Source organism: Cellulomonas sp. JZ18 (genome assembly GCF_009720485.1).
Lineage (GTDB): Bacteria > Actinomycetota > Actinomycetes > Actinomycetales > Cellulomonadaceae > Cellulomonas.
Window position 1 is genome coordinate 877,260 of sequence record NZ_CP045245.1, and the last position, 24,530, is coordinate 901,789.

The 24,530-nt window shown below is 76.4% G+C and carries 22 protein-coding genes and 1 pseudogene; 18 read left to right on the forward strand and 5 right to left on the reverse strand.

Annotated elements, in window-relative coordinates; translation table 11 throughout:
- Positions 1-327, reverse strand: a complete 327-nt coding sequence (locus GC089_RS18845; protein ID WP_230685052.1) for a sigma factor — start codon at positions 325-327, stop codon at positions 1-3.
- 183 nt (positions 328-510) lie between these two features.
- On the opposite strand from GC089_RS18845, the gene GC089_RS04050 reads away from it, so the two are divergent.
- Positions 511-846, forward strand: a complete 336-nt coding sequence (locus GC089_RS04050) for an STAS domain-containing protein (RefSeq protein ID WP_155376581.1) — start codon at positions 511-513, stop codon at positions 844-846.
- A gap of 168 nt (positions 847-1,014) precedes the next feature.
- Positions 1,015-3,380 (forward strand): annotated as a pseudogene (locus GC089_RS04055) (sodium-translocating pyrophosphatase).
- A 133-nt stretch (positions 3,381-3,513) separates the two neighbouring features.
- On the opposite strand, the gene GC089_RS04060 reads toward GC089_RS04055, so the two are convergent.
- Positions 3,514-4,176 (reverse strand): hypothetical protein, encoded by a 663-nt coding sequence (locus tag GC089_RS04060; protein WP_155376582.1) that lies wholly within the window; start codon positions 4,174-4,176, stop codon positions 3,514-3,516.
- Positions 4,177-4,386: 210 nt separating this feature from the next.
- Here GC089_RS04060 and GC089_RS04065 point away from each other — a divergent pair, with 210 nt between their 5' ends.
- From GC089_RS04065 to GC089_RS04120, 12 genes are all read left to right on the forward strand, one after another.
- A complete protein-coding gene (locus GC089_RS04065; protein WP_155376583.1) occupies positions 4,387-5,100 on the forward strand; it encodes an endonuclease/exonuclease/phosphatase family protein in 714 nt (237 codons plus the stop codon).
- Positions 5,101-5,185: 85 nt separating this feature from the next.
- The gene (locus GC089_RS04070) at positions 5,186-6,754 is read left to right on the forward strand and encodes a methyltransferase (protein WP_155376584.1); all 1,569 of its coding nucleotides are present in this window, start codon (positions 5,186-5,188) and stop codon (positions 6,752-6,754) included.
- Positions 6,755-6,953: 199 nt separating this feature from the next.
- Positions 6,954-8,018: a type IV toxin-antitoxin system AbiEi family antitoxin domain-containing protein gene (locus tag GC089_RS04075; RefSeq protein WP_196250818.1), complete on the forward strand. Its 1,065-nt coding sequence runs from the start codon at positions 6,954-6,956 to the stop codon at positions 8,016-8,018.
- Between the two features lie 102 nt (positions 8,019-8,120).
- Positions 8,121-8,951, forward strand: coding sequence for a pyrroline-5-carboxylate reductase (proC, locus tag GC089_RS04080; protein ID WP_155376585.1), 831 nt, complete (start codon positions 8,121-8,123; stop codon positions 8,949-8,951).
- A gap of 108 nt (positions 8,952-9,059) precedes the next feature.
- Positions 9,060-10,031: a LacI family DNA-binding transcriptional regulator gene (locus tag GC089_RS04085; RefSeq protein ID WP_155376586.1), complete on the forward strand. Its 972-nt coding sequence runs from the start codon at positions 9,060-9,062 to the stop codon at positions 10,029-10,031.
- Positions 10,032-10,191: 160 nt separating this feature from the next.
- Positions 10,192-11,793, forward strand: coding sequence for a xylulokinase (locus GC089_RS04090; RefSeq protein WP_155376587.1), 1,602 nt, complete (start codon positions 10,192-10,194; stop codon positions 11,791-11,793).
- Between the two features lie 46 nt (positions 11,794-11,839).
- Positions 11,840-12,556 carry an L-ribulose-5-phosphate 4-epimerase gene (locus GC089_RS04095; protein ID WP_155376588.1) on the forward strand — a complete coding sequence of 239 codons (717 nt, stop codon included), beginning with the start codon at positions 11,840-11,842 and terminating at the stop codon, positions 12,554-12,556.
- A 28-nt stretch (positions 12,557-12,584) separates the two neighbouring features.
- Positions 12,585-14,093, forward strand: a complete 1,509-nt coding sequence (gene araA / locus GC089_RS04100; protein WP_155376589.1) for an L-arabinose isomerase — start codon at positions 12,585-12,587, stop codon at positions 14,091-14,093.
- Between the two features lie 343 nt (positions 14,094-14,436).
- Complete coding sequence (locus GC089_RS04105; RefSeq protein ID WP_155376590.1) at positions 14,437-16,314, forward strand: glycosyl hydrolase; 1,878 nt, start codon at positions 14,437-14,439, stop codon at positions 16,312-16,314.
- A 132-nt stretch (positions 16,315-16,446) separates the two neighbouring features.
- Entirely contained in the window at positions 16,447-17,637 is a 1,191-nt protein-coding gene (locus GC089_RS04110; protein WP_155376591.1) for a hypothetical protein, read from the forward strand.
- An 81-nt stretch (positions 17,638-17,718) separates the two neighbouring features.
- On the forward strand, positions 17,719-18,240 hold the full coding sequence (locus GC089_RS04115) for a hypothetical protein (protein ID WP_155376592.1): 522 nt from the start codon (positions 17,719-17,721) through the stop codon (positions 18,238-18,240).
- Positions 18,241-18,344: 104 nt separating this feature from the next.
- On the forward strand, positions 18,345-18,848 hold the full coding sequence (locus tag GC089_RS04120; RefSeq protein WP_370514067.1) for an N-acetyltransferase family protein: 504 nt from the start codon (positions 18,345-18,347) through the stop codon (positions 18,846-18,848).
- A 23-nt stretch (positions 18,849-18,871) separates the two neighbouring features.
- On the opposite strand, the gene GC089_RS04125 is transcribed toward GC089_RS04120, so the two are convergent.
- Both GC089_RS04125 and GC089_RS04130 read right to left on the reverse strand, forming a co-directional pair.
- On the reverse strand, positions 18,872-19,579 hold the full coding sequence (locus GC089_RS04125; RefSeq protein WP_370514068.1) for a TrkA family potassium uptake protein: 708 nt from the start codon (positions 19,577-19,579) through the stop codon (positions 18,872-18,874).
- A complete protein-coding gene (locus GC089_RS04130; protein WP_155376593.1) occupies positions 19,572-20,945 on the reverse strand; it encodes a TrkH family potassium uptake protein in 1,374 nt (457 codons plus the stop codon). Before GC089_RS04130 ends, GC089_RS04125 begins: the two co-directional genes overlap by 8 nt.
- Positions 20,946-21,238: 293 nt before the next feature.
- On the opposite strand from GC089_RS04130, the gene GC089_RS04135 reads away from it, so the two are divergent.
- The 3 genes from GC089_RS04135 (at position 21,239) to GC089_RS04145 (ending at position 23,095) form a co-directional block, all read left to right on the forward strand.
- The gene (locus GC089_RS04135; RefSeq protein ID WP_155378923.1) at positions 21,239-22,384 is read left to right on the forward strand and encodes an acetoin utilization protein AcuC; all 1,146 of its coding nucleotides are present in this window, start codon (positions 21,239-21,241) and stop codon (positions 22,382-22,384) included.
- Positions 22,385-22,581: 197 nt separating this feature from the next.
- On the forward strand, positions 22,582-22,818 hold the full coding sequence (locus GC089_RS04140; protein WP_155376594.1) for a helix-turn-helix domain-containing protein: 237 nt from the start codon (positions 22,582-22,584) through the stop codon (positions 22,816-22,818).
- A 178-nt stretch (positions 22,819-22,996) separates the two neighbouring features.
- Positions 22,997-23,095 carry a 30S ribosomal protein bS22 gene (locus GC089_RS04145; protein ID WP_003792170.1) on the forward strand — a complete coding sequence of 33 codons (99 nt, stop codon included), beginning with the start codon at positions 22,997-22,999 and terminating at the stop codon, positions 23,093-23,095.
- Between the two features lie 96 nt (positions 23,096-23,191).
- Here GC089_RS04145 and GC089_RS04150 read toward each other — a convergent pair whose 3' ends face one another.
- Positions 23,192-23,974: an HAD family phosphatase gene (locus GC089_RS04150; RefSeq protein ID WP_155378924.1), complete on the reverse strand. Its 783-nt coding sequence runs from the start codon at positions 23,972-23,974 to the stop codon at positions 23,192-23,194.
- Positions 23,975-24,195: 221 nt separating this feature from the next.
- Between GC089_RS04150 and GC089_RS04155 the strand changes: the two genes are divergently transcribed.
- The gene (locus GC089_RS04155) at positions 24,196-24,471 is read left to right on the forward strand and encodes a glutaredoxin family protein (RefSeq protein ID WP_155376595.1); all 276 of its coding nucleotides are present in this window, start codon (positions 24,196-24,198) and stop codon (positions 24,469-24,471) included.
- Positions 24,472-24,530: the final 59 nt, after the last annotated feature.

A 24,530-nucleotide genomic window follows, 5' to 3' on the forward strand; every position in this document is an offset into this window, starting at 1 on the left:
TCAGCCGCGTCGTGACGACGTGCTCCGGGCCCGCCTCCGGCCCGTCCGGGGGCTCGTCTCGGGCACGGCGCTCAGGTGCCGGATGGCCGCCCAGTGGCGGCGGCGCCGGAACCCGTCGACGTAGGTGGTGAGCACCGCACGGCGCACGTACGCCTCGGCGGACACGACCTCCCGCGTGCCACGGCCACGGGTGAACGTGCGCACCAGGGCGTCCTGCACGAGGTCCTCCGCCTCGCGCAGGTCCCCGGTCAGCAGGTACGCGTACCCGACCAGCGCGCGACCGCGCGTGCGGACGAGCTCGTCGAGCGCGTCCTCCCAGCTCGTCACGGCCACCTCCGCGGGTCCGGCACGCCCGACGGCCGCGCTCACCCTCTCAGACGGGCGGGCGGGGCGGGAGGTTGGGGTGGAGGTCCGAACGGGTGACCGGGCACCCGGTGCGTGCCCACCTGTGGCGGCGCCGTCCCACGGTGCTTGAATGCAACGGGTTCGCACCGGGTGGGGAGGCGTGACGTGGACGTGCAGGTGGAGCAGGAGGTCGTCGGCGCGCGCACGGTCGTGCACGTCGCCGGCGAGATCGACGTCGCCAGCGCGGACCTGCTGCGCGAACGGCTCGCGCGCACGGTCGCCGAGGGCGGCACCGACCTCGTCGTCGACCTCACCGGCGTGACGTTCATGGACTCGACGGGCCTCGGCCTGCTGGTCGGCACGCTCAAGCGCGTGCGCACCGCGGGCGGCCGCATGGCGCTCGTGCTGGCGGCCGAGCCGCTGCTCAAGGTGTTCACCATCACCGGCCTGCACCAGGTGTTCACGATCCACCCGACCCTCGACGAGGCCCTCGCCGGCTGACCTGCGCCCGCGCGGCGCGGCCGCGCCCGTGACGAGCGCGGTGCGCCCGTCACGCACCGGTGCGACCCAGGTCACACCGTCTGGCTAGACTCGCCGGGTCCGGCGGCAACGGGGCCGTGCGGACCCGGCGCGCACAGGGGGTCGCGCCGCAGGTGTCGAGGAGGACGCATGCAGCTCGGTGCCACGAGCATCACGATCGTCTCCGCCATCGCCGTCGTCGCGGTGGCCGCCCTGGTCGTCGCGGCGGTGCTGCGGCGCCAGGTCCTGGCCGCCGGCGAGGGCACCGTGTCCATGCAGCGGATCGCCCAGGCGGTGCAGGAGGGGGCGTCGGCCTACCTGCGCCGGCAGTTCCGCACGCTCGCGCTGTTCGCCGCGATCGTCTGCGCGCTGCTGTTCCTGCTGCCTGGTGACACCGGCGTACGGGTGGGGCGGTCGTTCTTCTTCGTCGTCGGCGCCGCGTTCTCCGCCGCCATCGGGTTCCTCGGCATGTGGCTGGCCACGCGCGCGAACCTGCGCGTCGCGGCGGCCGCGTCGCTGCCGGGCGGCCGGGCCGAGGGGCCCGCATCGCGTTCCGCACCGGCGGCGTGGTCGGCATGGCGGTCGTCGGTCTCGGCCTGCTCGGCGCCGCCGTCGTCGTCCTCGTCTACGGGGGCGACGCGCCCGCCGTGCTCGAGGGCTTCGGGTTCGGCGCCGCGCTGCTCGCCATGTTCATGCGCGTCGGCGGCGGCATCTTCACCAAGGCCGCGGACGTCGGCGCGGACCTGGTCGGCAAGGTCGAGCAGAACATCCCGGAGGACGACCCGCGCAACGCGGCGACCATCGCCGACAACGTCGGCGACAACGTGGGCGACTGCGCCGGCATGGCGGCGGACCTGTTCGAGTCCTACGCGGTGACCCTGGTCGCCGCGCTCATCCTCGGCCGCGCCGCCTTCGGCGAGGAGGGCATGGTCTTCCCGCTCGTCGTCACGGCGGTGGGTGCGCTCGTCGCCGCCCTCGGCGTCGCGATCACGCGCGTGCGCGGATCGGAGAGCGGCCTGACCGCCATCAACCGCGGCTTCTACGTGTCGGCGCTCGTGGGAGTCGTGCTCGCCGCGGTCGCCGCGTTCGCCTACCTGCCGTCGTCGTTCGCGGCGCTCACCGGCGGCACCGCCGGGCTCGAGGGGCACGCGGGCGACCCCCGGCTGGTCGCGTCCGCGGCCGTGCTCATCGGCGTCGTCCTCGCCGGCGTGATCCTGTGGGTGACCGGCTACTTCACGGGCACGACGAGCAAGCCGACGCTGCACGTCGCGCGGACGACCCTCACCGGACCCGCGACCGTGGTGCTGTCGGGCATCGGCGTCGGGTTCGAGTCCGCGGTGTACACCGCGGGCATCATCGCCGCGGCGATCTGCGGGGTGTTCCTGCTCGCCGGCGGGTCCGTGCCGCTCGCGCTGTTCCTCATCGCGCTCGCGGGCTGCGGCCTGCTGACGACCGTCGGCGTCATCGTCGCGATGGACACGTTCGGCCCTGTCAGCGACAACGCGCAGGGCATCGCGGAGATGTCGGGGGACGTGACGCCCGAGGGCGCGCAGATCCTCACGGACCTCGACGCGGTCGGGAACACGACGAAGGCCGTCACCAAGGGCATCGCGATCGCGACCGCCGTGCTGGCCGCCACGGCGCTGTTCGGCTCCTACGCGGACGCCGTCGCGCACGCGCTGCGCGACGTCACCGGTGAGGTCGGGGACGACCTCGTGGCCGCGATGCTGTCGTACGACATCATCAGCCCGGTCACGCTCGTCGGGGTCATCCTCGGCGGGGCGACCGTCTTCCTGTTCTCCGGCCTGGCCGTCGACGCCGTGACCCGTGCCGCCGGGGCCATCGTCTTCGAGGTGCGGCGCCAGTTCCGCGACAACCCCGGGATCATGACCGGCGAGGTGCGGCCGGAGTACGGCAAGGTCGTCGACATCTGCACGCGCGACTCGCTGCGCGAGCTCGCGACGCCGGGTCTGCTGGCCGCGTTCGCCCCCATCGCCGTCGGCTTCGGCCTGGGTGTCGGGCCGCTCGCCGGCTTCCTCGCCGGTGCCATCGGATCGGGCGTGCTCATGGCCGTCTTCCTCGCCAACTCCGGCGGCGCGTGGGACAACGCGAAGAAGATCGTCGAGGACGGCAACTTCGGCGGCAAGGGCTCGGCCGCGCACGCCGCCGCGGTCATCGGCGACACGGTCGGCGACCCGTTCAAGGACACCGCCGGCCCCGCGATCAACCCCCTGATCAAGGTGATGAACCTCGTGTCGGTGCTCATCGCCCCGGCGGTCGTGCTCGTGTCCGTCGGGGACGACGCGAACCACACGGTGCGCCTCGCCATCGCGGTCGCGGCGACGCTCATCGCGTTCGGTGCGGTCGTCGCGTCCCGGCTGCGTGCGGCACGGGTCGACCGCGAGGGGCGCCTGGAGCAGGAGGCGGCCCTGGTGGAGGGACCGCGGGGCGACGGTCCCCACGACGGCGGGCGCGCCGCCGACGGGCGCCGGGCGGACGAGCAGCGCGTCGGCTGACCCGCCCGACGAGCAGCGCCCGGACGAGCGAGCGCCCGGTCCCCCTCGGGGGCCGGGCGCTCGCTCGTGCACGGGTCTGTCGTGCACCGGCTGGTCGTGCTCGGGCCGGTCGTGGTCGGACCGGCCCGCGGCGTCACCGCCGCAGCGTGTAGGAGATGCTCAGCGGCTCGCTGCTCTCGTCGAGGGCGCTGGTCGTCGTGAGCGTGAGCGTGTCCTCGGTGCACGCGACCGTCGAGGCCGTCGGCGGGGCCGCCTGCATCGCGCCCTCGGCGGAGCCCTCGGGGATGTCGATCGGATCGCCGTTCATCGTGCCGGTCGTCGTGACGGTCAGGCCGCTGGTGTCCAGGTCCGACAGCGTCAGCTGGTCGCCCTCGAGCGCCCACGTACCGGTCATCGTCCCGGTCGAGGTGCCCTCGGTGACGATCTCCATGCCCTCGACCGACATCGAGACGCCGGACGTCATGTCGGACGTCGTGGAGAACGCGCCGCCCTCGGCGAACTCGTACGTGCCCTCACCCGTGACGGTCATGCTCATGCCGCTCAGCTCCTCGCCACCGAGGGCGAACAGCTGGGCCATCGACTCCTGGAGGGCGGCGGTGTCGACCTGCCACGTGCCGAGGATGCACTCCTCGCTCGCGCCCCCGGCGGCCGCGTCCGGGGTCTCCTCGGCCGTCGCGGAGGCGGACTCGGACGGCGAGCCCGACGCCGTGGGCTCGGCCTCGCCGCCCCCCGTGCAGGCGGTCGTGAGCAGCAGGGCGGTCGCGGCCGTCGTGGCCAGGGCGAGCGGTCGTCGCACGGGTGTCTCCTCGTGGTGCTGCGCCGCGTGCAGGACCGGACGCGGCGATCGGCGGTGTCGCGGGTCCAACGTACGCGGTGGCTGTCCTGCGGGTCGCCCCCGGGCCGCACGCCCGTGCCTCCGCGCGCCGACGCGGCCTGCACCGGGAGCGGGCTCGTCCGGACCCGCTAGCCTCCCCGCGGAGACGCACGACCGACCGACGGAGGAGCCGTGCCCGCTCTCGACGACCGCACCCTGCGGGTGATGACGTACAACCTGCGCGGGCTGCGCCAGGAGGTCGACGCGCTGGTCGCCGTCGTGCGGGCCGTCGGGCCCGACGTGCTCGCGGTGCAGGAGCCGCCCCGGGGGCCGCTCGGGCGGCGGCGGCTGCGCGCGTTCGCCGCGCGCACCGGGCTGCGGGTCGCGGTCGGCGGCGGGGGCGCGCGCACGACCGCGCTGCTCGTCGCGCCCCACCGCGCCGTGCGCGACGCCCGCGCGCTGCGGCTGCCCTGGCGGTTCGGCCTGACGCGCCGGGGCGTGTCGACGGCACGCGTGGACGGGGTGCGGGTGGCCGTCGTGCACCTCGGCCTGCGGGCCGACGAGCGCGCCCGCCACGTGGACCTGCTCGTCCGACGGCTCGTCGCGGCCCAGGCCGGGGGGTCGCCCGTGCTCGTCGCCGGCGACCTCAACGAGCGTCCCGGCGGACCGTCGTGGCTGGCGCTGCACGGCGTCGGGGACGGGCTGCAGGACGCAGCCGTCGCCGGCGGCGACGAGCGCCCCACCTACCCGGCGGACGCGCCGCGGCTGCGCATCGACGCCGTGCTCGCCGACCGGCGGCTCGCGGTGCAGGCGGCCCGCGTGCCCGACGAGGCGGCCGTGGGCGTCGCGAGCGACCACCGGCCGCTCGTGGTCGACCTCGCCCTGCCGGGCCGCTCCCGGGGCTGAGCAGCCGTCGGCGACGGTGGCCCGGGCGGCGCGACCGGCACCCGCGACCGCACCCGGGCGCCCGGGGCCCGGCGGCCCTGCGACGATGGCGGGCGTGAACGCGCACCCCACCCCGGACGCCCCCGTCGTCGACGACGCCCTCGTGGCGGCCCTGCGGGAGGACCTCGCCGCCGCCGGGTACACGGTCGACGGCGTCGAGACCCTGCTCGGCCCCGTCGCGTCCGGCGCCCTGCACCGTGGCGAGGCGGTGCCGGCGCTGCGGGCGACGGCGGCGGCCGAGGACCCGGTGGCCACCCTCGTGCGGGCGTTCGTGCTGGGTGCGCCGGTACCGGCGCGTGCGGTGGCGCACGCGCTGCCGCGCGTCGGCGTGGACGGGGCGCGGCGCCTGGGCCTCGTCACGACGGCGGGTGCGGGCGTCGACGACGCCGTCCGCGCCGTCGTGGACCTGCGTCCCTACGCGGCCGTGGACGGTGCGGGCGAGGCCGCCTGGTGGGTCGTGTCCGACCTCGGTGAGCTCGCGACCGGCCGCGCGCTGCGCACGGACCACGTGCTGGGTGTCGGCGGCGCCTCGGTGACGCTCGCGCAGGCGACCGTGCGGACGCCGCGCGGGCGCGTGCTGGACCTCGGCACCGGCTGCGGGGTGCAGGCGCTGCACGCGGGGCGCCACGCGCAGCAGGTCGTCGCCACCGACCTGTCGGCACGGGCGCTGGCGTTCGCCCGGTTCACGACGGCCCTCGCCGGGCTCGGACCGGACCGCGTCGAGCTGCGGCAGGGGTCGATGCTCGAGCCCGTCGCCGGCGAGGCCTTCGACCTCGTCGTCAGCAACCCGCCGTTCGTCATCACGCCGCGTCGTCCCGACGTGCCCGCCTACGACTACCGCGACGGCGGCCGCGCCGGTGACGACCTCGTGCGCGACCTCGTCACGGGTGTCGGGCAGGTGCTCGCCCCCGGCGGCGTCGCCCAGCTGCTCGCGAACTGGGAGGTGCGCCGCGGCGAGCGGTGGGACGAGCGGATCGGGGCGTGGGTCGACGCCGCCGGCCTCGACGCGTGGGTCGTCCGCCGCGACGAGCAGGACCCCGCCGAGTACGCGGAGACGTGGATCCGCGACGGGGGGACCACGCCGGCCGACGGCGCCGCGTGGCGCGACCTGTACGGCGCGTGGCTGGACGACCTGGCGTCGCGGGACGTCGAGACGGTCGCGTTCGGGATCGTGACGCTGCGCCGGCCGGTCTCGGGGGCGCCGACGCTGCGCCGGCTCGAGGACCGCACGGGGCCGGTGCGCCAGCCGCTCGGGCCCGTGCTCGCCGCCGGTCTGGAGGCGCACGACGACCTGGCCCGTCTCGACGACGCCGCCCTCGCGGACGTGCGGCTGCGCGTCGCCGGCGACGTCACCGAGGAGCGCTACCTCGAGCCGGGTGCCGTCGACCCGAACGTCGTCCTGCTGCGCCAGGGCGGCGGGTTCGGCGTGACCGTGCACGCGGGCACGGCGCTCGCGGCCTTCGTGGGCGCCTGCGACGGCGAGCTGACGACGGGACAGATCGTCGGCGCGCTCGCGGCCCTGCTGGACGTGCCCGCCGCGGACCTCGCCGCGGACCTCCTGCCCGCCGTCCGCGGCCTGGTCGCCGACGGCCTCCTCCACCTCCCGACCCCCTGACGGGCCGGCACGACCACGACGCCGCCCCGGCGACCCCGTGGAAGTGCACCGATCCTGCCCGTCGGTGGTGCACGGTCACGGGGTCGCCGGGCGGGGCCGCGCCGCCGAGGCGCCCCCAGCCACGGGTGCGTCCCGGCCGCGTCCCCAGCCGGGGCACGTGTGGCCGGCCGGACCCGCGGCGGCGGGTCTCATGAGGGGCATGGGACGTCGTCTGCCGCTGCCTCCGTCGCTCGTCGCGCTGGCGCTGCGCCAGGAGGGTCTGGTCTCGACGCGGCAGTGCGAGGCGCACGGGCTGCACCGCGGCCACCGTGCCTCCGCTGTGCGCGCGGGGCGTGCCGTCCGGGTGCAGCGGACGGTGTACGACCTGCTGCCCGCGCTCACGGTCGGGGCGGGTCCGGCCGCGGACGCCGGCCCCGACGGTCGTCGGCGTCGCGCGGCCTGGGCCGCCCTGCTGGCCGCGGGTCCGGACGCCGTCGCGGTCGGGACGTCCGCGCTCGCGCTGCTGGGCGTCGAGGGCCTGCCGCCGACGCTGCCCGGCGAGGTCGCGCTGCCCGGCGCGAGCCACCGGCGCCCCCGTCCCGGCGTCGTCGTGCGGTGCTTCGACGCGGGGATGCCGGTGGTGCGCGTCGGCGGCGCGCGGGTCGCGTCGCCGCCGTGGGCCGTGGCGCAGGCGGTCTGCGAGCTGCCGCGCGACCGCGCCGTGGCGGTGCTCGACTCCGCCCTCCGCGGACGACTCGTCGTGCCCGACCTGGGTGACGTCGCGAGCGTGCTGCGCGGTCGGCGTGGCGCCGCGGCCGCACGCGGGTGGCTCCGGCTCGCGGACGGCCGGGCCCAGTCGCCGCTCGAGACGTGGGCGCGCCTGCAGTGCCGGGACGCGGGTCTCCCGCCCGCCGAGCCGCAGGTGGCGGTCCGCGACGCGCGCGGCCGTGTCGTCGCCCGGGGCGACCTGGGGTGGTGGCGCCGGGACGGGCGTCTGCTCGTCGTCGAGATCGACGGCCGTGGGCCGCACCGGGAGCCGGACGCGCTGTACACCGACCGTGAGCGCCAGAACGCGATCGTCGCGACGGGAGGGGTCGACCTGCTCCGCTTCACCGCGCGCGACGTCCTCGCGGGGGTCGTCGCGCCGACCGTCCGCCGCCACCTCACCGAGGAGCCCTCCCGGCGACCCCGTGATCGTGCAGCAGCAGCGGCGCAGATCGGTGCGCGATCACGGGGTCACCGGGCGGGGGGCCCGTCTGCGGTCGCCCACGAGGCGGGTCGGTAGGCTCGGGCGTCCGCTCCTCGACGGTCGAGGGCCCGGGCCGGCCGCGGTCGGCCGGGTGCGGCGCGGCCGGTGCCGTGCCGGCGGGGACCCCTGGGGAGTGCGATGACGGAGCAGGGTGCGACGCCCACGGTCGCGGTGCTGGGTGGCGGTGTCATGGGCGGCACGCTGGTCGCGGGGCTGCGGTCCGCCGGGTGGCCCGGTGGGCGTGTCGTGGTCGCGGACCGGGACGCCTCCGCCGTGGCCCGGATCGCGGACGAGCACGGGGCGACGGGTGCCGGGTCGAACGCCGAGGCGGCGGCCGGCGCCGACGTCGTGCTGCTCGCGGTCAAGCCGGGCGTGGTCCCCGCGGTGCTCGCCGAGGTCGCACCCGTGCTGCGGCCGGGTGCCGTCGTCGTCAGCGTCGCCGCCGGCGTGCCGCTGCGCACGTACGAGGACGCGCTGCCGGCCGGCACCCCGGTGGTGCGGGTCATGCCGAACACGCCCGCGCTGATCGGCGCGGGGGCGAGCGCGATCGCGCCCGGCGCGGCGGCCACCGACGAGCACCTCGCCCTCGTGGAGCGGGTGCTCGCGGCCACCGGCGTCGTCGTGCGCGTCGCGGAGAAGGACATGGACGCGGTCACCGCGCTGTCCGGGTCGGGCCCCGCGTACGTCTTCTACGTCATCGACGCGCTTGCCGAGGCCGGCGTCCTGCTGGGGCTGACGCGCGACCTCGCGACGCGGCTCGCCGTCGCGACCGTCGAGGGGTCCGCGGCCCTGGTCCGTAGCACCGGGGACCACCCGGCGGTGCTGCGCGAGCGCGTCTCCTCGCCCGGCGGCACGACGGTCGCCGGCGTGGCCGCGCTCGACGCGCACGCGGTGCGGGCGGGCGTGGTCGCGGCGGTGCGTGCGGCGGCCGAGCGCTCGCGCGAGCTCGGCCGGCCGGCGGCGGGCTGAGCCGTGAGCGGCCAGCCGCCGACCGGTGCGCCCCCGGCCGTCGTGGAGGACCGGCCTGCGCCGGCGGACGGTGACGTGCGGTCCGTCCGCCCGGTCCGGCCACCCGCGATGAGCGACGTCGCCGCGCTCGCGGGCGTGTCGCACCAGACGGTGTCCCGGGTCCTCAACGACCACCCGAGCGTGCGGCCCGAGACCCGGGCGCGGGTCCTCGACGCCATCGCGACGCTCGGCTACCGCCGCAACCTCGCGGCCCGCGCGCTGGTGACCCGGCGCACGGGCTCGGTCGGCGTCGTCACGCCGGGGTCGGCGCTGTTCGGGCCGACGAGCACGCTCGTGGCGCTGGAGCAGGCGGCGCGCGACGCCGGCCGGTACGTCTCGGTCGCGACGCTGCGCTCGTTCGGGCCGCAGGACGTGGTGCCCGCGGTCGAGCACTTCCTCGCCCAGGGCGTCGACGGCATCGTCGTCGTGGCGCCGCGCACGGACACGGTGGCGGCCCTGGGCTCGGTGCGCGCGCCCGTCCCGGTCGTCGTGGTGTCGTCCGCCCCCGACCTGCCGGCCGTGAGCACGGTGGCGGTCGACCAGGAGGCGGGTGGACGGGCGGCGACGGAGCACCTGCTCGCGGCCGGGCGGCGCCGGGTGGTGCACGTGGCCGGTCCGGAGGAGTGGTTCGACGCGCGAGACCGGCTGCGCGGCTGGCGCGCCGCGCTCGACGCGGCCGGCGTGCGGGTGCCGCCCCCGCTGCCCGCGGGCTGGTCGGCGGCGGACGGGGACGCGATCGGCCGCCACCTGGTGGAGACGGGTGTGCCGGACGCCGTGTTCGCGGCGAACGACCAGCTCGCGCTCGGCCTGCTGCACGCGTTCCGCCGGGCGGGGGTGCGCGTGCCGGACGACGTCGCGGTCGTCGGCTTCGACGACGAGCCGGGGTCGGCGTTCGCCGCGCCGCCGCTGACGACCGTGCGGCAGGGTTTCGACGAGCTGGGGGAGCGGACCGTGCGCGTCCTCGTCGACGCGCTGGAAGGCGGCGGCGTCGCCCGCGAGCTCATCGCGCCCGAGCTCGTCGTGCGCGACTCCGCGCCCTGACCGTCCGCCCTGGCGTGCGCCCGCCCGCCTCGGGCGGGGCACTTTCGCCCCTGCCCATGTGAGCGCTAACATCGGAGGCGGCCGAGGGCGTCCCGCCGTCGGTGCGCCCGCCGCCGCGCCGCCGCGGCCGGGCGCTGCGCCGATCCCCCGGGGAGTCGCGATGACCGAGCCCGACGTCGAGACCGCACGCGACCACGTGCGCGCCGGCCGCACCAGCCTCGGCATCGAGCTGGGCTCGACGCGCATCAAGGCCAGCCTGGTCGCACCGGACGGCACGCCGCTCGCCGCCGGCGGGCACGCGTGGGAGAACGACTACGTCGACGGCGTCTGGACGTACTCCCTCGACGCGGTCTGGTCCGGCCTGCAGGCCTGCGTCGCGGACCTGCTCGCCGACGTCGAGCAGCGCTACGGCACCCGGCTCGAGACGCTCGGCGCGCTCGGGGTGTCGGCGATGATGCACGGCTACCTGGCCTTCGACGCGGACGGTGAGCTGCTCGTCCCGTTCCGCACGTGGCGCAACACGAGCACCGGGCGCGCGGCCGCCGAGCTGACCGAGCGCCTCGGCCACAACGTCCCGCTGCGCTGGTCGGTCGCGCACCTGTACCAGGCGGTCCTCGACGAGGAGCCGCACGTGCCGCGGATCGCGTCGGTCACGACCCTCGCCGGCTACGTCCACCGGCGGCTCACCGGCCGGCACGTCCTGGGGGTCGGCGACGCGTCGGGCATGTTCCCGATCGACGCGGCGACGCGCGGCTACGACGCGCGCATGCTCGCGCAGGTCGACGAGCTCCTGGCCGACCGGGCGCCGGGTCTGCACCTGGCGGACCTGCTGCCGGAGGTCCTGCTCGCGGGCCAGGAGGCGGGTCGGCTGACCGACGAGGGCGCCGCGCTGCTCGACCCCACCGGGACGCTGCGTCCCGGGGCCCCGCTGTGCCCGCCGGAGGGCGACGCCGGCACCGGCATGGTCGCGACGGCGTCCGTCGCCCCCCGCACCGGCAACGTCAGCGTCGGCACGAGCATCTTCGCGATGGTCGTCCTCGAGGACGCCCTGGCGCGCGTGCACACCGAGATCGACCTCGTCACCACGCCCGCGGGCGACCCCGTGGCGATGGTGCACTGCAACAACGGCGCGAGCGAGCTCGCCGCCTGGGCGGGCGTGCTGGGCGAGCTGGTCGCGGCCCTCGGCCACGACGCGGACCCGGACGCGGTCTTCGGCGCGCTGCTGCGGGCCGCGCTCGACGGCGACGCCGACGGTGGCGGCCTGCTCGCCTACAACTACCTGGCCGGCGAGCCGGTGACGGGGCTCGGGGAGGGCCGCCCGCTCGTCGTGCGCACGCCCGACAGCCGCCTCACGCTCGCGAACTTCGCACGCACGCAGGTGTACGGGGTGTTCGGCACGCTGAGCCTCGGCATGCAGGTGCTCGCCGACGAGGGCGTGCGGGTCGATGCGCTGTTCGCGCACGGCGGCCTGTTCCGCACCGCCGGCGTCGCGCAGCGGCTGCTGGCCGCCGCGCTCGACGTGCCGGTCGCCGTCGGGCGGACGGCGGGCGAGGGCGGCGCGTGGGGCATCGCCCTGCTGGCGGCCTACCTGGCGGCGGCGCCGCAGCAGGACCTCGCGACGTGGCTCGGCGAGCACGTGCTCGCCGGGGCGGACGTCGAGGAGGTCGCGCCGGACCCGGACGACGTCGCCGGGTTCGCCGCCTACCTGGACCGCTACCGCGCGGGGCTGGCCGTCGAGCAGGCCGCCGTGGACGCGCTGTGACCGCCCACGACGTGCGCGCCCGGCGGGCGCGCGGAGGAGGAGCACGATGACCACCACCCTGGACGCGTACCCCGACGCGGTGCGCGACGCCGTCGCCCGCGCCCGCGAGCGCGTGAGCGCGCTGCACGCCGAGCTGCCCCGCTGGGGCCTGGTGGTGTGGACCGCAGGCAACGTCTCCGAGCGGGTCGTCGTCGACCCCGGCGCCGGACCGTCCGAGCGCGACCTGCTCGTCATCAAGCCGTCGGGCGTCACGTACGACGAGCTGAGCCCGGAGGCGATGGTGATCTGCGACCTCGACGGGGCGCTCGTGGAGGGGACGCGCGCCCCGTCGTCGGACACCGCCGCGCACGCGTACGTCTACCGGCACATGCCCCACGTCGGCGGCGTGGTGCACACGCACTCGACGTACGCGACCGCGTGGGCGGCGCGGGGCGAGCCGGTGCCGTGCGTGCTGACGATGATGGCGGACGAGTTCGGCGGCGACATCCCGGTGGGCCCGTTCGCGCTGATCGGCGACGACTCCATCGGCCGCGGCATCGTCGAGACGCTGCGGGACTCGCGCAGCCCGGCGGTGCTCATGCGCAACCACGGGCCGTTCACGATCGGCCGGGACGCGAAGGCCGCCGTGAAGGCCGCGGTCATGTGCGAGGAGGTCGCGCGCACGGTCCACATCAGCCGGCAGCTCGGCGAGCCGCTGCCGATCGCGCAGTCCGACGTCGACTCCCTGTACGCCCGCTACCAGAACGTCTACGGCCAGCGCTGACGCCGGCCGCGACCCGACAGGAGACACCATGAGCAAGCCCTACGCCGACCGCGAGGTCTGGTTCCTCACCGGCTCGCAGGACCTGTACGGCGAGGAGACCCTGCGTCAGGTCGCGGCCCAGTCGCAGGAGGTCGCGGCACGGCTGGACGCCTCGGACGACGTGCCGGCGACGGTCGTGTGGAAGCCGGTCCTCAAGGACGCCGACGCGATCCGCCGCGCGATGCTCGACGCGAACGCGGACGACCGCGTCCTCGGCGTCGTCACGTGGATGCACACGTTCAGCCCGGCGAAGATGTGGATCACCGGCCTGGACCAGCTGCGCAAGCCGCTGCTGCACCTGCACACGCAGGCGAACGTCGAGCTGCCGTGGGACACCATCGACTTCGACTTCATGAACCTCAACCAGGCCGCGCACGGCGACCGGGAGTACGCGTACATCGCGGCGCGCCTCGGCGTCCCGCGCACGACCGTCGCCGGTCACGTGTCGAACCCGGCGGTGACGCGGCGCGTGGGGACGTGGGTGCGTGCGGCCGCCGCCCGCCGTGCGGTGCAGGAGCTGCGGCTCGTGCGCTTCGGGGACAACATGCGCAACGTCGCCGTCACCGAGGGCGACAAGACCGAGGCGGAGCTGCGGTTCGGCGTCTCCGTGAACACGTGGGGCGTGAACGACCTGGTCGCCGCGGTGGAGGCCGTCGCCGACGCCGACGTCGACGCGCTCGTGGCGGAGTACGAGGAGCTGTACGACGTCGTCCCGGAGCTGCGCCGCGGTGGCGACCGGCACGAGTCGCTGCGGTACGCCGCGCGGCAGGAGATCGCCCTCGAGGGCTTCCTCACCGAGCGCGGCGCGACGGCGTTCACGACGAACTTCGAGGACCTGGGCGACCTGCGCCAGCTGCCGGGGCTCGCGGTGCAGCGGCTGATGGCCAAGGGGTACGGGTTCGGCGCCGAGGGCGACTGGAAGACCGCGGTGCTGGTGCGTGCGGCGAAGGTCATGGGCGAGGGGCTGCCCGGTGGGGCGTCCCTCATGGAGGACTACACGTACGACCTGACGCCGGGTGCGGAGCGGATCCTCGGGGCGCACATGCTCGAGATCTGCCCGACCCTGACGACGTCGCGACCGCGCGTGGAGATCCACCCGCTCGGCATCGGCGGCAAGGAGGACCCGGTCCGCATGGTGTTCGACGCCGACCCCGGTGTGGGGGTCGTCGTCTCGCTCGCGGACATGCGCGAGCGCTTCCGCCTGACCGCCAACGTCGTCGACGTCGTGCCCCCGAGCGCGCCGCTGCCGCACCTGCCGGTGGCGCGCGCGGTGTGGGAGCCGCGGCCCGACTTCACGACGTCCGCGGAGTGCTGGCTGACGGCGGGCGGTGCGCACCACACGGTGCTGACGACGGCCGTGGGCGTCGAGGCGTTCGAGATGTTCGCGGAGATGACCCGGACCGAGCTGCTGGTCATCGACGAGTCGACGACGCGGCGGGGCTTCGCCGCCGAGGTGCGGTGGAACCAGGTGTACCACCGCCTGGCCCAGGGCTTCTGACGGCCCGTGCGGGCGGCACCGGGGGACGGTGCCGCCCGCACGGTGATCGGTGATCGCGGCGCTGATCGACGGGACGACCACGTCACGACCTGCGGAGGGACGGTCGGACGTGCGCCCAGGTTGCTGCGTGTGACTTAATCGACACAGTGCCGTTGACCTGCGGTGTTGGTCAAATTGTCACGCATTCGTATCAGATATCGGTCGTACGGTGTCCCGTGCGGCGGTGTGGGGGATGACGGGCGGTGCCCGCGTGCGCTTCCCTCATCGCACAGGGGGCCCCGTCCGGCGCGGGCGGGCACGGGGCAGGACCTGACCGCTCGCCTGCCCGCATCGGAGCTGATACGTGTCTGTCCTTCCTCGCTCGTCCGGGACGTCGTCCCGGCCGGCCCGGTCGCGCCGCCTCGCCGTCGTCGCGGCCACCCTCGCCTCCGTCCTCCTCGTGGGGACGCCCGCCGCTCACGCCGTCGCCCCGTCCGCCGTCCCCGCTCCCGCCGAGCTGCGCGTGTCCTCCGCCACGACGCTCGTCGGCGAGTACGTCGAGCGCGGCGAGCAGCCGTCGGTCGAGGCCGCCGCCCAGCAGGCCGAGGAGTTCCTCGGGCGCCGCCTCGACGTCCAGCGCATCTACCACCGCTGGGACGAGAACCTGCTCGGCCCGGTCGCGACGAGCGCCGTCCAGCGCGGGCGCGTGCCGATGCTCTCGATCCTGCCCAAGCGCGGGAACGGCGCCGTCGTCCCGTGGGCCGCGATCGCCCGCGGCGACGCCGACGCGCAGATCCGCACCCACGCGCAGCAGGTCAAGGCCCTCGGCCCCGTCGTCTACCTCACGCTGCACCACGAGGCGGACATCGCCGGCTCCACGTACGGCACCGCCGCGGACTACGTCGCGGCCTGGCGGCACTACGTGGACGTGCTGCGCGCCGAGGGCGTCACCAACGTGCTGTGGACGTGGATCCCCACGACCGGTTCGCTCACCAAGCCGAACACCGACCCGACGGCCAGGGGCTTCTACCCCGGTGACGACGTGGTCGACCGCATCGGCACGGACGCCTACAACTGGTTCGGCTGCAAGAGCGGCAACACGTCCGAGTGGCGCTCGCTCGAGCGCGTCACGGAGGGCCTGCGCACGTTCGCGCGCAACCACGGCAAGAAGGCCGTGCTCGGCGAGTGGGGCTCCGTCGAGGACCCGGCGCAGCCGGACCGGCGCGCCGCCTGGCTGCGGGACGCGTTCGCCCTGTTCGCGTCGTGGCCCGAGCTCGAGGCCGTGGCCTACTTCGACACCGTCGGCACCTGCGACTGGCGCCTGGGCACCGGCACGGCCGCGCAGACCTACCGCGACCTCGCCGCGAGCCCCGACGTGCGGCCGCGGCCCATGGCCTGGCTCGAGACCTCGGCGACCCAGGGGGCCGGCACCCTCACGGTCCAGCTCGCGGGCAACCGCAGCTTCGGCGCCCTGTCCGCCACCGGCACGGGTGTCGCGTCGTGGTCGCTCGACCTCGGCGACGGCACGACGCGCTCGGGCACGGGTCAGCCGCCGGCCGCGCTGCAGCACACCTACGGCGTCGGCACGTTCACCCCGACGCTGCGCGTCACCGACGTCCACGGCCTGACCGCGACCGACGCGCGCACGATCTCGGTGGCGCCCGCGCCGGCCGTCACCGGCGTGGACGAGCGGAACGTGACCACCACCGCCGCGGACCTGTACGCCTGGGTCGACACGCGCGGCCTCGCCGGGACGGTCACGTTCCAGTGGCGGGCCGGCACGACGGTCGTCGGCACGGCGACGGTGCCGGTCGCCGCGAAGAGCGGGTCGCAGCAGGCGTCGACGACCGCACCGCGTGGGCTGGTCCCCGGCACGAAGTACACGTGGACCGTCACGGTCGCCACCGCGGCCGGCTCCGCCTCCCGGGAGGACAGCTGGGTGACGCCCGGCCCGCCGACCGTGCGTGCGGTCGACCCCGCGTACGTGGGGCCGACGTCGGCGCAGGTCAAGATGCGCGTCAACCCCAACGGGGTCGCCACGACCGCGTGGGTCGAGTGGGGCACGACGACCCTCGACCAGCGCACGCCGACGCTCTCGCTCGGCGCCGTCACCTACGAGCGCGGCGAGCAGCCGACGCTGAGCGGCCTGGCGCCACGCACGACCTACCGGTACCGGGTGGTCGCGGAGAACGCGTACGGCCGGACCGTCGGACCGGAGCAGACCTTCACCACGAAGAGCTGACCGCCCGGTTCACCCGGACGGGCGAGCGCGGGGCCGCTGCGGTTGCGGCCCCGCGCTCGTCGTTCCTACGGTCGAGGCCGCGGGCGTCGACGGCGACGCCCCGAGGACGGGACGACGGGGGGTCGTCGGCACATGGACGTGCACCGGATCGCGCGGCAGGCGGGGGCGTGGCTCCTGCGCGCCGTGCTGACCGCTGCCGCCGCCGTGCTCTTCGTCCTCATCGGCGCCGTCGTCGGCGGACCCTACGACGCGAAGGCGTCCCCCGCCCCGGCGGGAGCCCTCGGCGACGTGGTCGGCGGTGCCACGCAGACCGTCGGGAGCGTCCTCGAGCCCGCGGGCGGCGTCCTGCACGACGTCGTCGAGCCGGTCACCGCGCACGTCGTGACGCCCGTGGTCGAGCCCGTCGTACGCCAGGTCGCACCCGTCGTCGAGCCCGCGGCCGACCGGCTCGCCGTGGTCGCACCGGTCGTGGAGCCGGTGACGCAGGCCGTCGCGCCCGTGGCCGAGCCCGTGACGCAGGCCGTCGCACCCGTGGTGCGGGACGTCGTCGCCCCGCCGGTCGCGGCGGTCGTCGAGCCCGTCGCCCCGGTGGTCGCCGAGGTCGTCGAGCCCGTCGTCGCGGTCGTCGAACCCGTCACCGGCGCCGTCGTCGCACCGGTGTCCGACGCGCTCGTGCCGGTCTCCGACGCCCTCGTGCCCGCCGCCGCACCGGTCGGCGGGGTCGTCGGTGGCCTGGTCGCACCGGCGGCGCCGGTCCTCGACGCGGTCGTCCGCGTGCTCGCCCCGCTCGCGCCGGTGCGCGCCGTCCTCGCGCCCGTCGTCGACGACCTGCCGGTCGTGCCGCCGGTGGTCGGCGGGCCGGTGCCCGGAGCCGGCGCGGACGCGCCGGGCGCCGCCGGGCCGGACGCCCCGCGCGCCCCGCAGCCCGCACCCGCAGCCGCTCCTGCCGCGCCGGGTGCGTCGACGACCGGTGCCGTCGAGGTCGCCCCGCCGGCCCGTGCGGTGTCGGCGCCCGCTGCGGAGCACCGGACGTCCCGGCCCGTCGCCGACGCCGGCCCGGCCGCCCCGGTGCTCGCCGACCCGACGACGCCGCAGGAGGCGCCCGCCGCCCCCGGCGCACCCGCCGCGCCGTCCGCTCCCGCCCTGCCGGCCGGTGCCGCGGGCGGCGCGGGCGGCGGAGGCGGCCTCACCCGGGGCGCCGCCGACGCGACGCCGCCCGCGACCGCCCACGCCGCCGCGCTGCGGCTCGTCGCGACGGTCGCGACGCACGACCTCGGGTGCCCGGCGGCGCCCGCCCGCGACATCCCGCACACCCCTGCCTGACCGGCCGCACGTCGCCCGTGCGACGTCCGCCCCCGCGCCCCCTCCTGGGCGCTCCGGTCCTTTCGGCAGAGGAGTACTCGCTTGCACACGTCCGTCCGTCGCGCGCTGCACACGGCGCTCGTCAGCGGTGGCCTGCTGGTCGCCGGGGCCGCCGTGGCCCTCGCCGCCCCCGCGGAGGGGGCCTCCGTCGACCTCGGTGTCGACCTCACCGGCGGCGTCGCCGTCGAGCTGGACCTCGGGCTCGTCGGCTCCGACCACCAGCCCCTCGTCTCCGCCCCTGTGCAGGTGCCGGCCGGCGTGTCGGGCGTCGCGGCCGGGCGGCTCGACGGCGCCGTCCCGGCCGCCGACGAGCGGCGCACCCCCGTCACCGGCACCCCGGACGGGGACCAGCCCGGCACCCCGGGCGCCGACGACGCCGGTACCTCCGCCCCGGCGCCGGCCGCGCTCGCGGCGACGGGCGCCGAGCCCTGGCTGCTCCCGGTGGCGCTCCTGCTGCTCCTGGCGGGCGCGTGGCTGCGGTCCCGGGCCGGCCGCCGGCGTGCTCGTCGAGCGGCCCCGAGCGGCGTCCTGCCGCGGCAGCGGGGTGCGACGGACCTCTCGTGAGGCGCGCGGCCGGGCGCGGGGGCGGTTCCCGCCGTGCCCCCGCAGGGTCTGTCCGCCGCCTCCGCGCGCGGTGCCCGGTCACCGGGCGGGTAGGGTCGCCGCCCGTGGACGAGCAGCGGCTGGACGGCGGTGCGGTGCTGCGTGCGGCGCGGCCCGGGGACGAGGCCGGCATCCTCGCCTGCGTGCGGGCCCTCGCGGTGTACGAGCGCGAGCCGGACGCGGTCGAGACGACCGAGGCCGACCTGACGTCGGCGCTGTTCGCCCCGGACGCGACGGTCCACGCCCATGTGGTCGAGGTCGAGGGGGTCGTCGTCGGCATCGCCGTCTGGTTCCGGAGCTTCTCGACGTGGACGGGACGGCACGGCGTCTACCTCGAGGACCTCTTCGTCGACCCGGCGCACCGCGGCAGGGGCTACGGCCTGGCCCTGCTGCGCTCGCTCGCCGCCGTCGCGGTCGCCCGCGGCTGGACCCGGGTCGACTGGGCCGTGCTCGACTGGAACGCCCCGTCGATCGCCTTCTACCGCTCGCTGGGTGCGGTGCCCATGGACGAGTGGACCGGGTACCGGCTCACCGGCGACGCGCTGCGCGAGGTCGCGGCGGGCGCCTGACCCCGTGCGGCGGGGCCGACCCCTCAGGGGCGCGCGGAGAACCGCTCGAGCAACTCGGCGTGACCGCCGACGATGATCAGGTCGTTCGACGAGATGCGCGTCTCGGGCGTGGCGTACTGGAACTCGACGCCGGGGCTCTTCACGCCGATGACGGTGACGCCGTACCGCTCGCGGATCTTCGACTGCGCGAGCGTGAAGCCCTGCGTCTCCTTCGGCGGGCGCATCTTCACGACCGTGAACCCGTCCTCGACCTCGATGTAGTCGAGCATCTTCCCGGACACGAGGTGCGCGACGCGGGAACCGGCGTCCGCCTCCGGCAGCACGACGTGGTGGGCGCCGATGCGCTGCAGGATGCGCGCGTGCTCGCTGGAGATCGCCTTGGCCCAGATCTGCGGCACGCCGATGTCGACGAGGTTGCCCGTGATGAGCACGGACGCCTCGAGGTAGGACCCGACGCCGACGACCGCGACCGGGAAGTCGCGCGCGCCGAGCTGCTCGAGCGCCTCGGGGTTCGCGGCGTCCGCCTCGACGAGCGGGACGCGCCCCGCCCACTGCGCCACGAGGTCGGGGTTGCGCTCGACCGCGAGCACGTCCTGCCCGAGCCGGTCGAGCGTCGCGGCGATGGACGACCCGAACCGGCCGAGACCGATGACGAGGATGCCGGCCCCCTTGGCGGGGGAGCGGGGGGCGGTGCGCGGCTCGCCGCCACCGGCGCGCAGGCTGTCAGCCAATGATCGGCCTCTCTTCCGGGTAGCGGACGACGCGACGACGGTTGCGCAGCGCGAGCGCCGCGGCAAGCGTGATCGTGCCCGTCCGGCCGATGAACATGAGCACGGCGAGGACGTACTTCGCGGGGTCGGGCAGGTCGGGAGTGATGCCGGTCGACAGGCCGCACGTCGCGAACGCGGAGATGACCTCGAAGAGGATCACGTCGAGGGTCAGGCCGGTCATCGCGAGCAGCAGCAGGGCGGCGACGAGCACGAAGCTGGCGGAGACGAACGCGACGGCGATCGCGACCTGGAGCGTGTCGCGCGAGATCCGCCGGCCGAACGCCTCCACGTCCCGGTCGCCGCGGGCCTCCGCGACGATCGCGAGGAGCATGACCGCGAGCGTCGTCACCTTGATGCCGCCCGCGGTGCCGGCCGAGCCGCCCCCGACGAACATGAGCGCGTCGAGCAGCAGCCAGGTCCCCTCGTGCATCTCCCCGACGTCGACCGTGGAGAAGCCCCCCGATCGCGGCATGATCCCCGCGAACAGCGAGGCCAGCAGGGTGCCGGCCCAGTCGAGCGGCTTGAAGGTGCCCGGGTTGGTCCACTCGAACGCCGCGACGACGACCGACCCGAACAGCAGCAGCGCGACGCTCATCGCGAGCGTGAGCTTGGAGTGCAGGTTCCAGCGCCGGGGCTCGCGCAGGTGGTTGGCGATGTTGAGGATGACCGGGAACCCGAGCGAGCCGATGAAGACGCCGACGATGATCGGCAGCAGCATCCACCAGTCGGAGACGAACGGCTCCAGGCCCTCGGGCGTCGGCACGAAGCCCGCGTTGTTGAACGCCGAGATCGCGTAGAACGCCGCGTGCCACGCGGCGGTGCCGACGTTGTCCTCGTGCAGCACGAGCCGCGGGAACAGCGCCAGCGCGATCGCGACCTCGAGCGCCGTCGACGTCACGATGACCGTGCGCACGAGCGAGCCGACCTCGCCCAGGCGCGTCACCTTCGTCTCCGACGACACGAGCAGGCGCTGCGTCAGCCCGATCCGGCGGGAGACCGCCATGCCGAGCAGCGACGCCAGGGTCATGACCCCCAGCCCGCCGATCTTGATGGCGACGAGGATGACGACGAGCCCCCAGATCGACCAGTACTCGCCCGTCGGCACCGTCACCAGCCCGGTGACCGTCGTGGCCGACGTCGCCGTGAAGAACGCGTCGACGAACGGCGCGCGCCCGCCGTGCGCGGTCGCCCAGGGGGCGGACAGCAGGGCCGTGATGAGGACGACGACGAGGGCGAAGACGGTCAGCGCCAGGCGTGCCGGGCCCTGGCGCGCGGCCCGGTCGACGTACTCGCGGACACGCCACAGCAGGCCTGGTCCCGCCGCCATGCCGCCTCCCGCCGTGCACCGACCCGTCACCGTGACCCGTCGGCCCCGCGGCGCGGGACGCCGGGCGGGCCGACGGCCCGGCTCGCGCCGGACCACCGACACATGCTGGCACGCCGCGCCGACACCCGTGGACCGGGCCGCCCCGCGCGCCCACCCGTCCGGCCCTCCGCCGAGGGCGTCCGGTCGACACGGGCCGCGACGCGGTGGGAGCGTGGGCCCATGACGGCGACGGCCACGGACGCGGCCCCCACGGAGCTGCCGCCGCCCCCGTGCGCGTGGTCTGGTCGACCGAGATGCTCGCCTACGACTTCGGCGTGGGGCACCCCATGACCTCGGACCGCATCGACCTGACGATCGCCCTGGCCGCCGGGCTCGGGCTGCTCGAGGGGCCGTCCGTCGAGGTCGTGGCCGCCGAGCCCGCTCCCGACGCGCTGCTGACGACGGTGCACGAGCCCGCCTACGTCGCCGCGGTGCACGCGGCGGCCGAGCGCGGCGTGCCGGACCCGGTGCGCGGCCTGGGCACGCGCGACGACCCGGTGTTCCCGCAGATGCACGACGCGGCCGCGCGCGTCGTGGCGGGCTCGGTGGACGCCGCCCTCGCGGTCTGGGAGGGCAGGGCGCCGCACGCGGTCAACGTCGGCGGCGGCCTGCACCACGCGATGCCGGGCGCGGCGTCCGGCTTCTGCGTCTACAACGACGCGGCCGTCGCGATCCGCGCGCTGCTCGCGGCCGGCGTGGAGCGGGTCGCGTACGTGGACGTCGACGCGCACCACGGCGACGGGGTGCAGGCGGTGTTCTGGGACGACCCGCGCGTGCTCACGGTGTCGCTGCACGAGACGGGCCACGCGCTGTTCCCCGGCACGGGCTACCCGGGCGAGACGGGTGGACCCGGGGCGGAGGGCACGGCCGTCAACGTGGCGCTGCCCTCGCGCACGGGGGACGCGGGGTGGTTGCGCGCCCTGGACGCCGTCGTCCCGGCCGTCGTGCGGGCCTTCGCGCCGCAGGTGCTCGTCACGCAGCACGGCTGCGACACGCACCGGCTGGACCCGCTGACGTCGCTGCGCGTGAGCGTGGACGGCCAGCGCGTCGCGGCGGAGCGCCTGCACGCGCTCGCCCACGAGGTGTGCGACGGGCGCTGGCTCGCCCTGGGCGGCGGCGGGTACGCCGTGCTCGACGTCGTGCCGCGCTCCTGGGCCCACCTCATCGGCATCGCCACGCACCGCCCGGTGGACCCGGCCACCCCCGTGCCGCAGGAGTGGCTCGACGCGGTCCGCCAGCGGTACGGCCGGGCGGCGGTCGGCGTGATGACCGACGGCGTGGCGGTGCAGCCGCGCCCCTGGTCGGCGGGCTACGACCCGGCGGACGACGTCGACCGGGCCGTGCGCGCGACGCGGGCCGCGGTGTTCCCGGCCCTCGGCCTCGACCCCGAGCTCGACTGACGCGACCGGCTCCGCACCCGCGGGCGGCGCCCGGTCCCGGCGCGCCCGCGTCGGCGGTGGACCCGTCCGGGTGACGACCGGGCCCGTGCGGCCGTCCCGGCTTCCCCACCCGTCACACGCGCCACTACTGTGAACGTCGAGCACCCCCGCCGGTGGGTGGAAGCCGCCGGCGCTGGTCCGGCCGTCGGGAGGGTCGGATGGACGAGCCGCGGCACGAGCCCCAGGGCAGGGTGCGGTTCCTCACGGTCAACGAGGTCGCGGACCTCATGCGCGTCTCGCGGATGACCGTCTACCGGCTGGTGCACTCCGGCGAGCTGCCGGCGGTGCGCGTCGGCCGCTCCTTCCGCGTCCCGCAGGACGCGCTCGACGCCTACCTGCGCTCGTCGGCGACGGTCGACCCGGCAGCGGGCCAGGAGCACCGCCGCTCGTCCTGACCGCGACGGCGGACCCGCGGGACGTGGGTTCGCACCGGCGCTGCACCATCCCGTAAGGTGGGCCCCCGGACTTCTGCGTGCGTGGGCCGGTCGGTGGCGTCGATCCCGCATCACCCCGCGCGTCGGCCGACCACCTTCGCGGTCCTGCGGGCCGCGACCGGACACGAGTGAGGACCGCATGGGCTCCGTCATCAAGAAGCGCCGCAAGCGCATGGCGAAGAAGAAGCACCGCAAGCTGCTGCGCAAGACGCGCCACCAGCGTCGCAACAAGAAGTGAGCTGAGCGCACCCGCGCAGCGCTCCGCACCCCGGGCCCGGTCGACCGACCGGGCCCGACGTGCGTCCGGGGCCGGTCGGCGGCGGGCAGCGGCCCGTCAGGAGCCGGTGAGGCGCCGTCGCAGCGCGCGCACGACGACGGCGGCCGCCCACGCGAGGCCGGCCAGGCTCGCCGCGTTCGCACCCCGGCGCGCGGTGCGCCGACGGGTGCGGAACTCGCGCACGGGCCAGCCGACCTCCGCGGCGTGCCGGCGCAGCCGCCGGTCGGGGTTGATCGCGCAGGGGTTGCCGACGGTGGACAGGATCGGCACGTCGTTCGTCGAGTCCCCGTAGGCGTGGCACAGCGCGAGGTCGTACCCCTCGCGCTCCGCGAGCGCGCGCACCGCGCTCGCCTTCGCCTCGCCGTGCAGCAGGTCCCCGACCAGGCGGCCCGTGTAGAAGCCGTCCCGGTGCTCGGCGACGGTGCCGAGCGCGCCGGAGGTGCCGAGCCGCCGCGCGATGAGCTCGCCGATCTCGGTGGGCGTCGCCGTGACGAGCCACACCGCGTGCCCGTCGGCCAGGTGCGCGTCCAGCAGCGCACGCGTGCCCGGGTAGATGCGCAGGCTCATGACCTCGTCGTAGACGTCCTCGGCGATCGCCGTGACCTCGGCGACGGAGTGCCCGCGCATGATCTCGAGCGCCCGCGAGCGCACCTCGTCGATCTGCTCGCGGTCCTCCCCGAACAGCCGGTAGCGCGCCTGCTGGAACGCGAACACGAGGATGTCGCGCTTGCGGAAGAAGCCCCGCCGGTACAGCCCGACGGCCAGGTGGAACGCGCTGGCGCCGCGGATGATCGTGTTGTCGACGTCGAAGAAGGCCGCGACCCGCGTGCCCTCGGGCACGACCTGCGCCCGCTCCGTCTCGACGGTGCCCGCGACCACGGGCTCCGCCCCGGCCACGTCGCGGCCGACCACGGCGCCCTCGCCGGTCCCGTCCGCCGCGTGCACCGGGCCACTGTAACGACGTGGCCCGGCTGCCGGGGCGGCCCCCGGCGGCGGATGACCCGGCGGGGCCGCGCGACCTAGCGTGGTGCCGTGACCGCGACGCCCGACACCCCCGCCCCGTGCCCGCCGAGCGGGCCCGGATCGTCCTGTACGGCCGCGCCGGGTGCCACCTGTGCGACGACGCCCGTGCCGTCGTGGTGCGCGTCAGCGCGGCCACGGGCGCGCCGTGGGCGGAGGTCGACGTGGACGCCCCCGCGCCCGGCGGGCGCGACCTGCGCGCGGAGATGGGCGAGCTCGTCCCGGTCGTCGAGGTCGACGGCGTGCGCCGCGGGTACTGGCGCGTGGACGAGACCCGTCTGCTGCGGGCCCTCGCCGCGGCGGCGCCCAGGCCCTAGCGTGTGGACCGGCGCCCGGCCCGCGCCCGCGACGGGGCGGTGCGAGCGGTCGGGTGCCG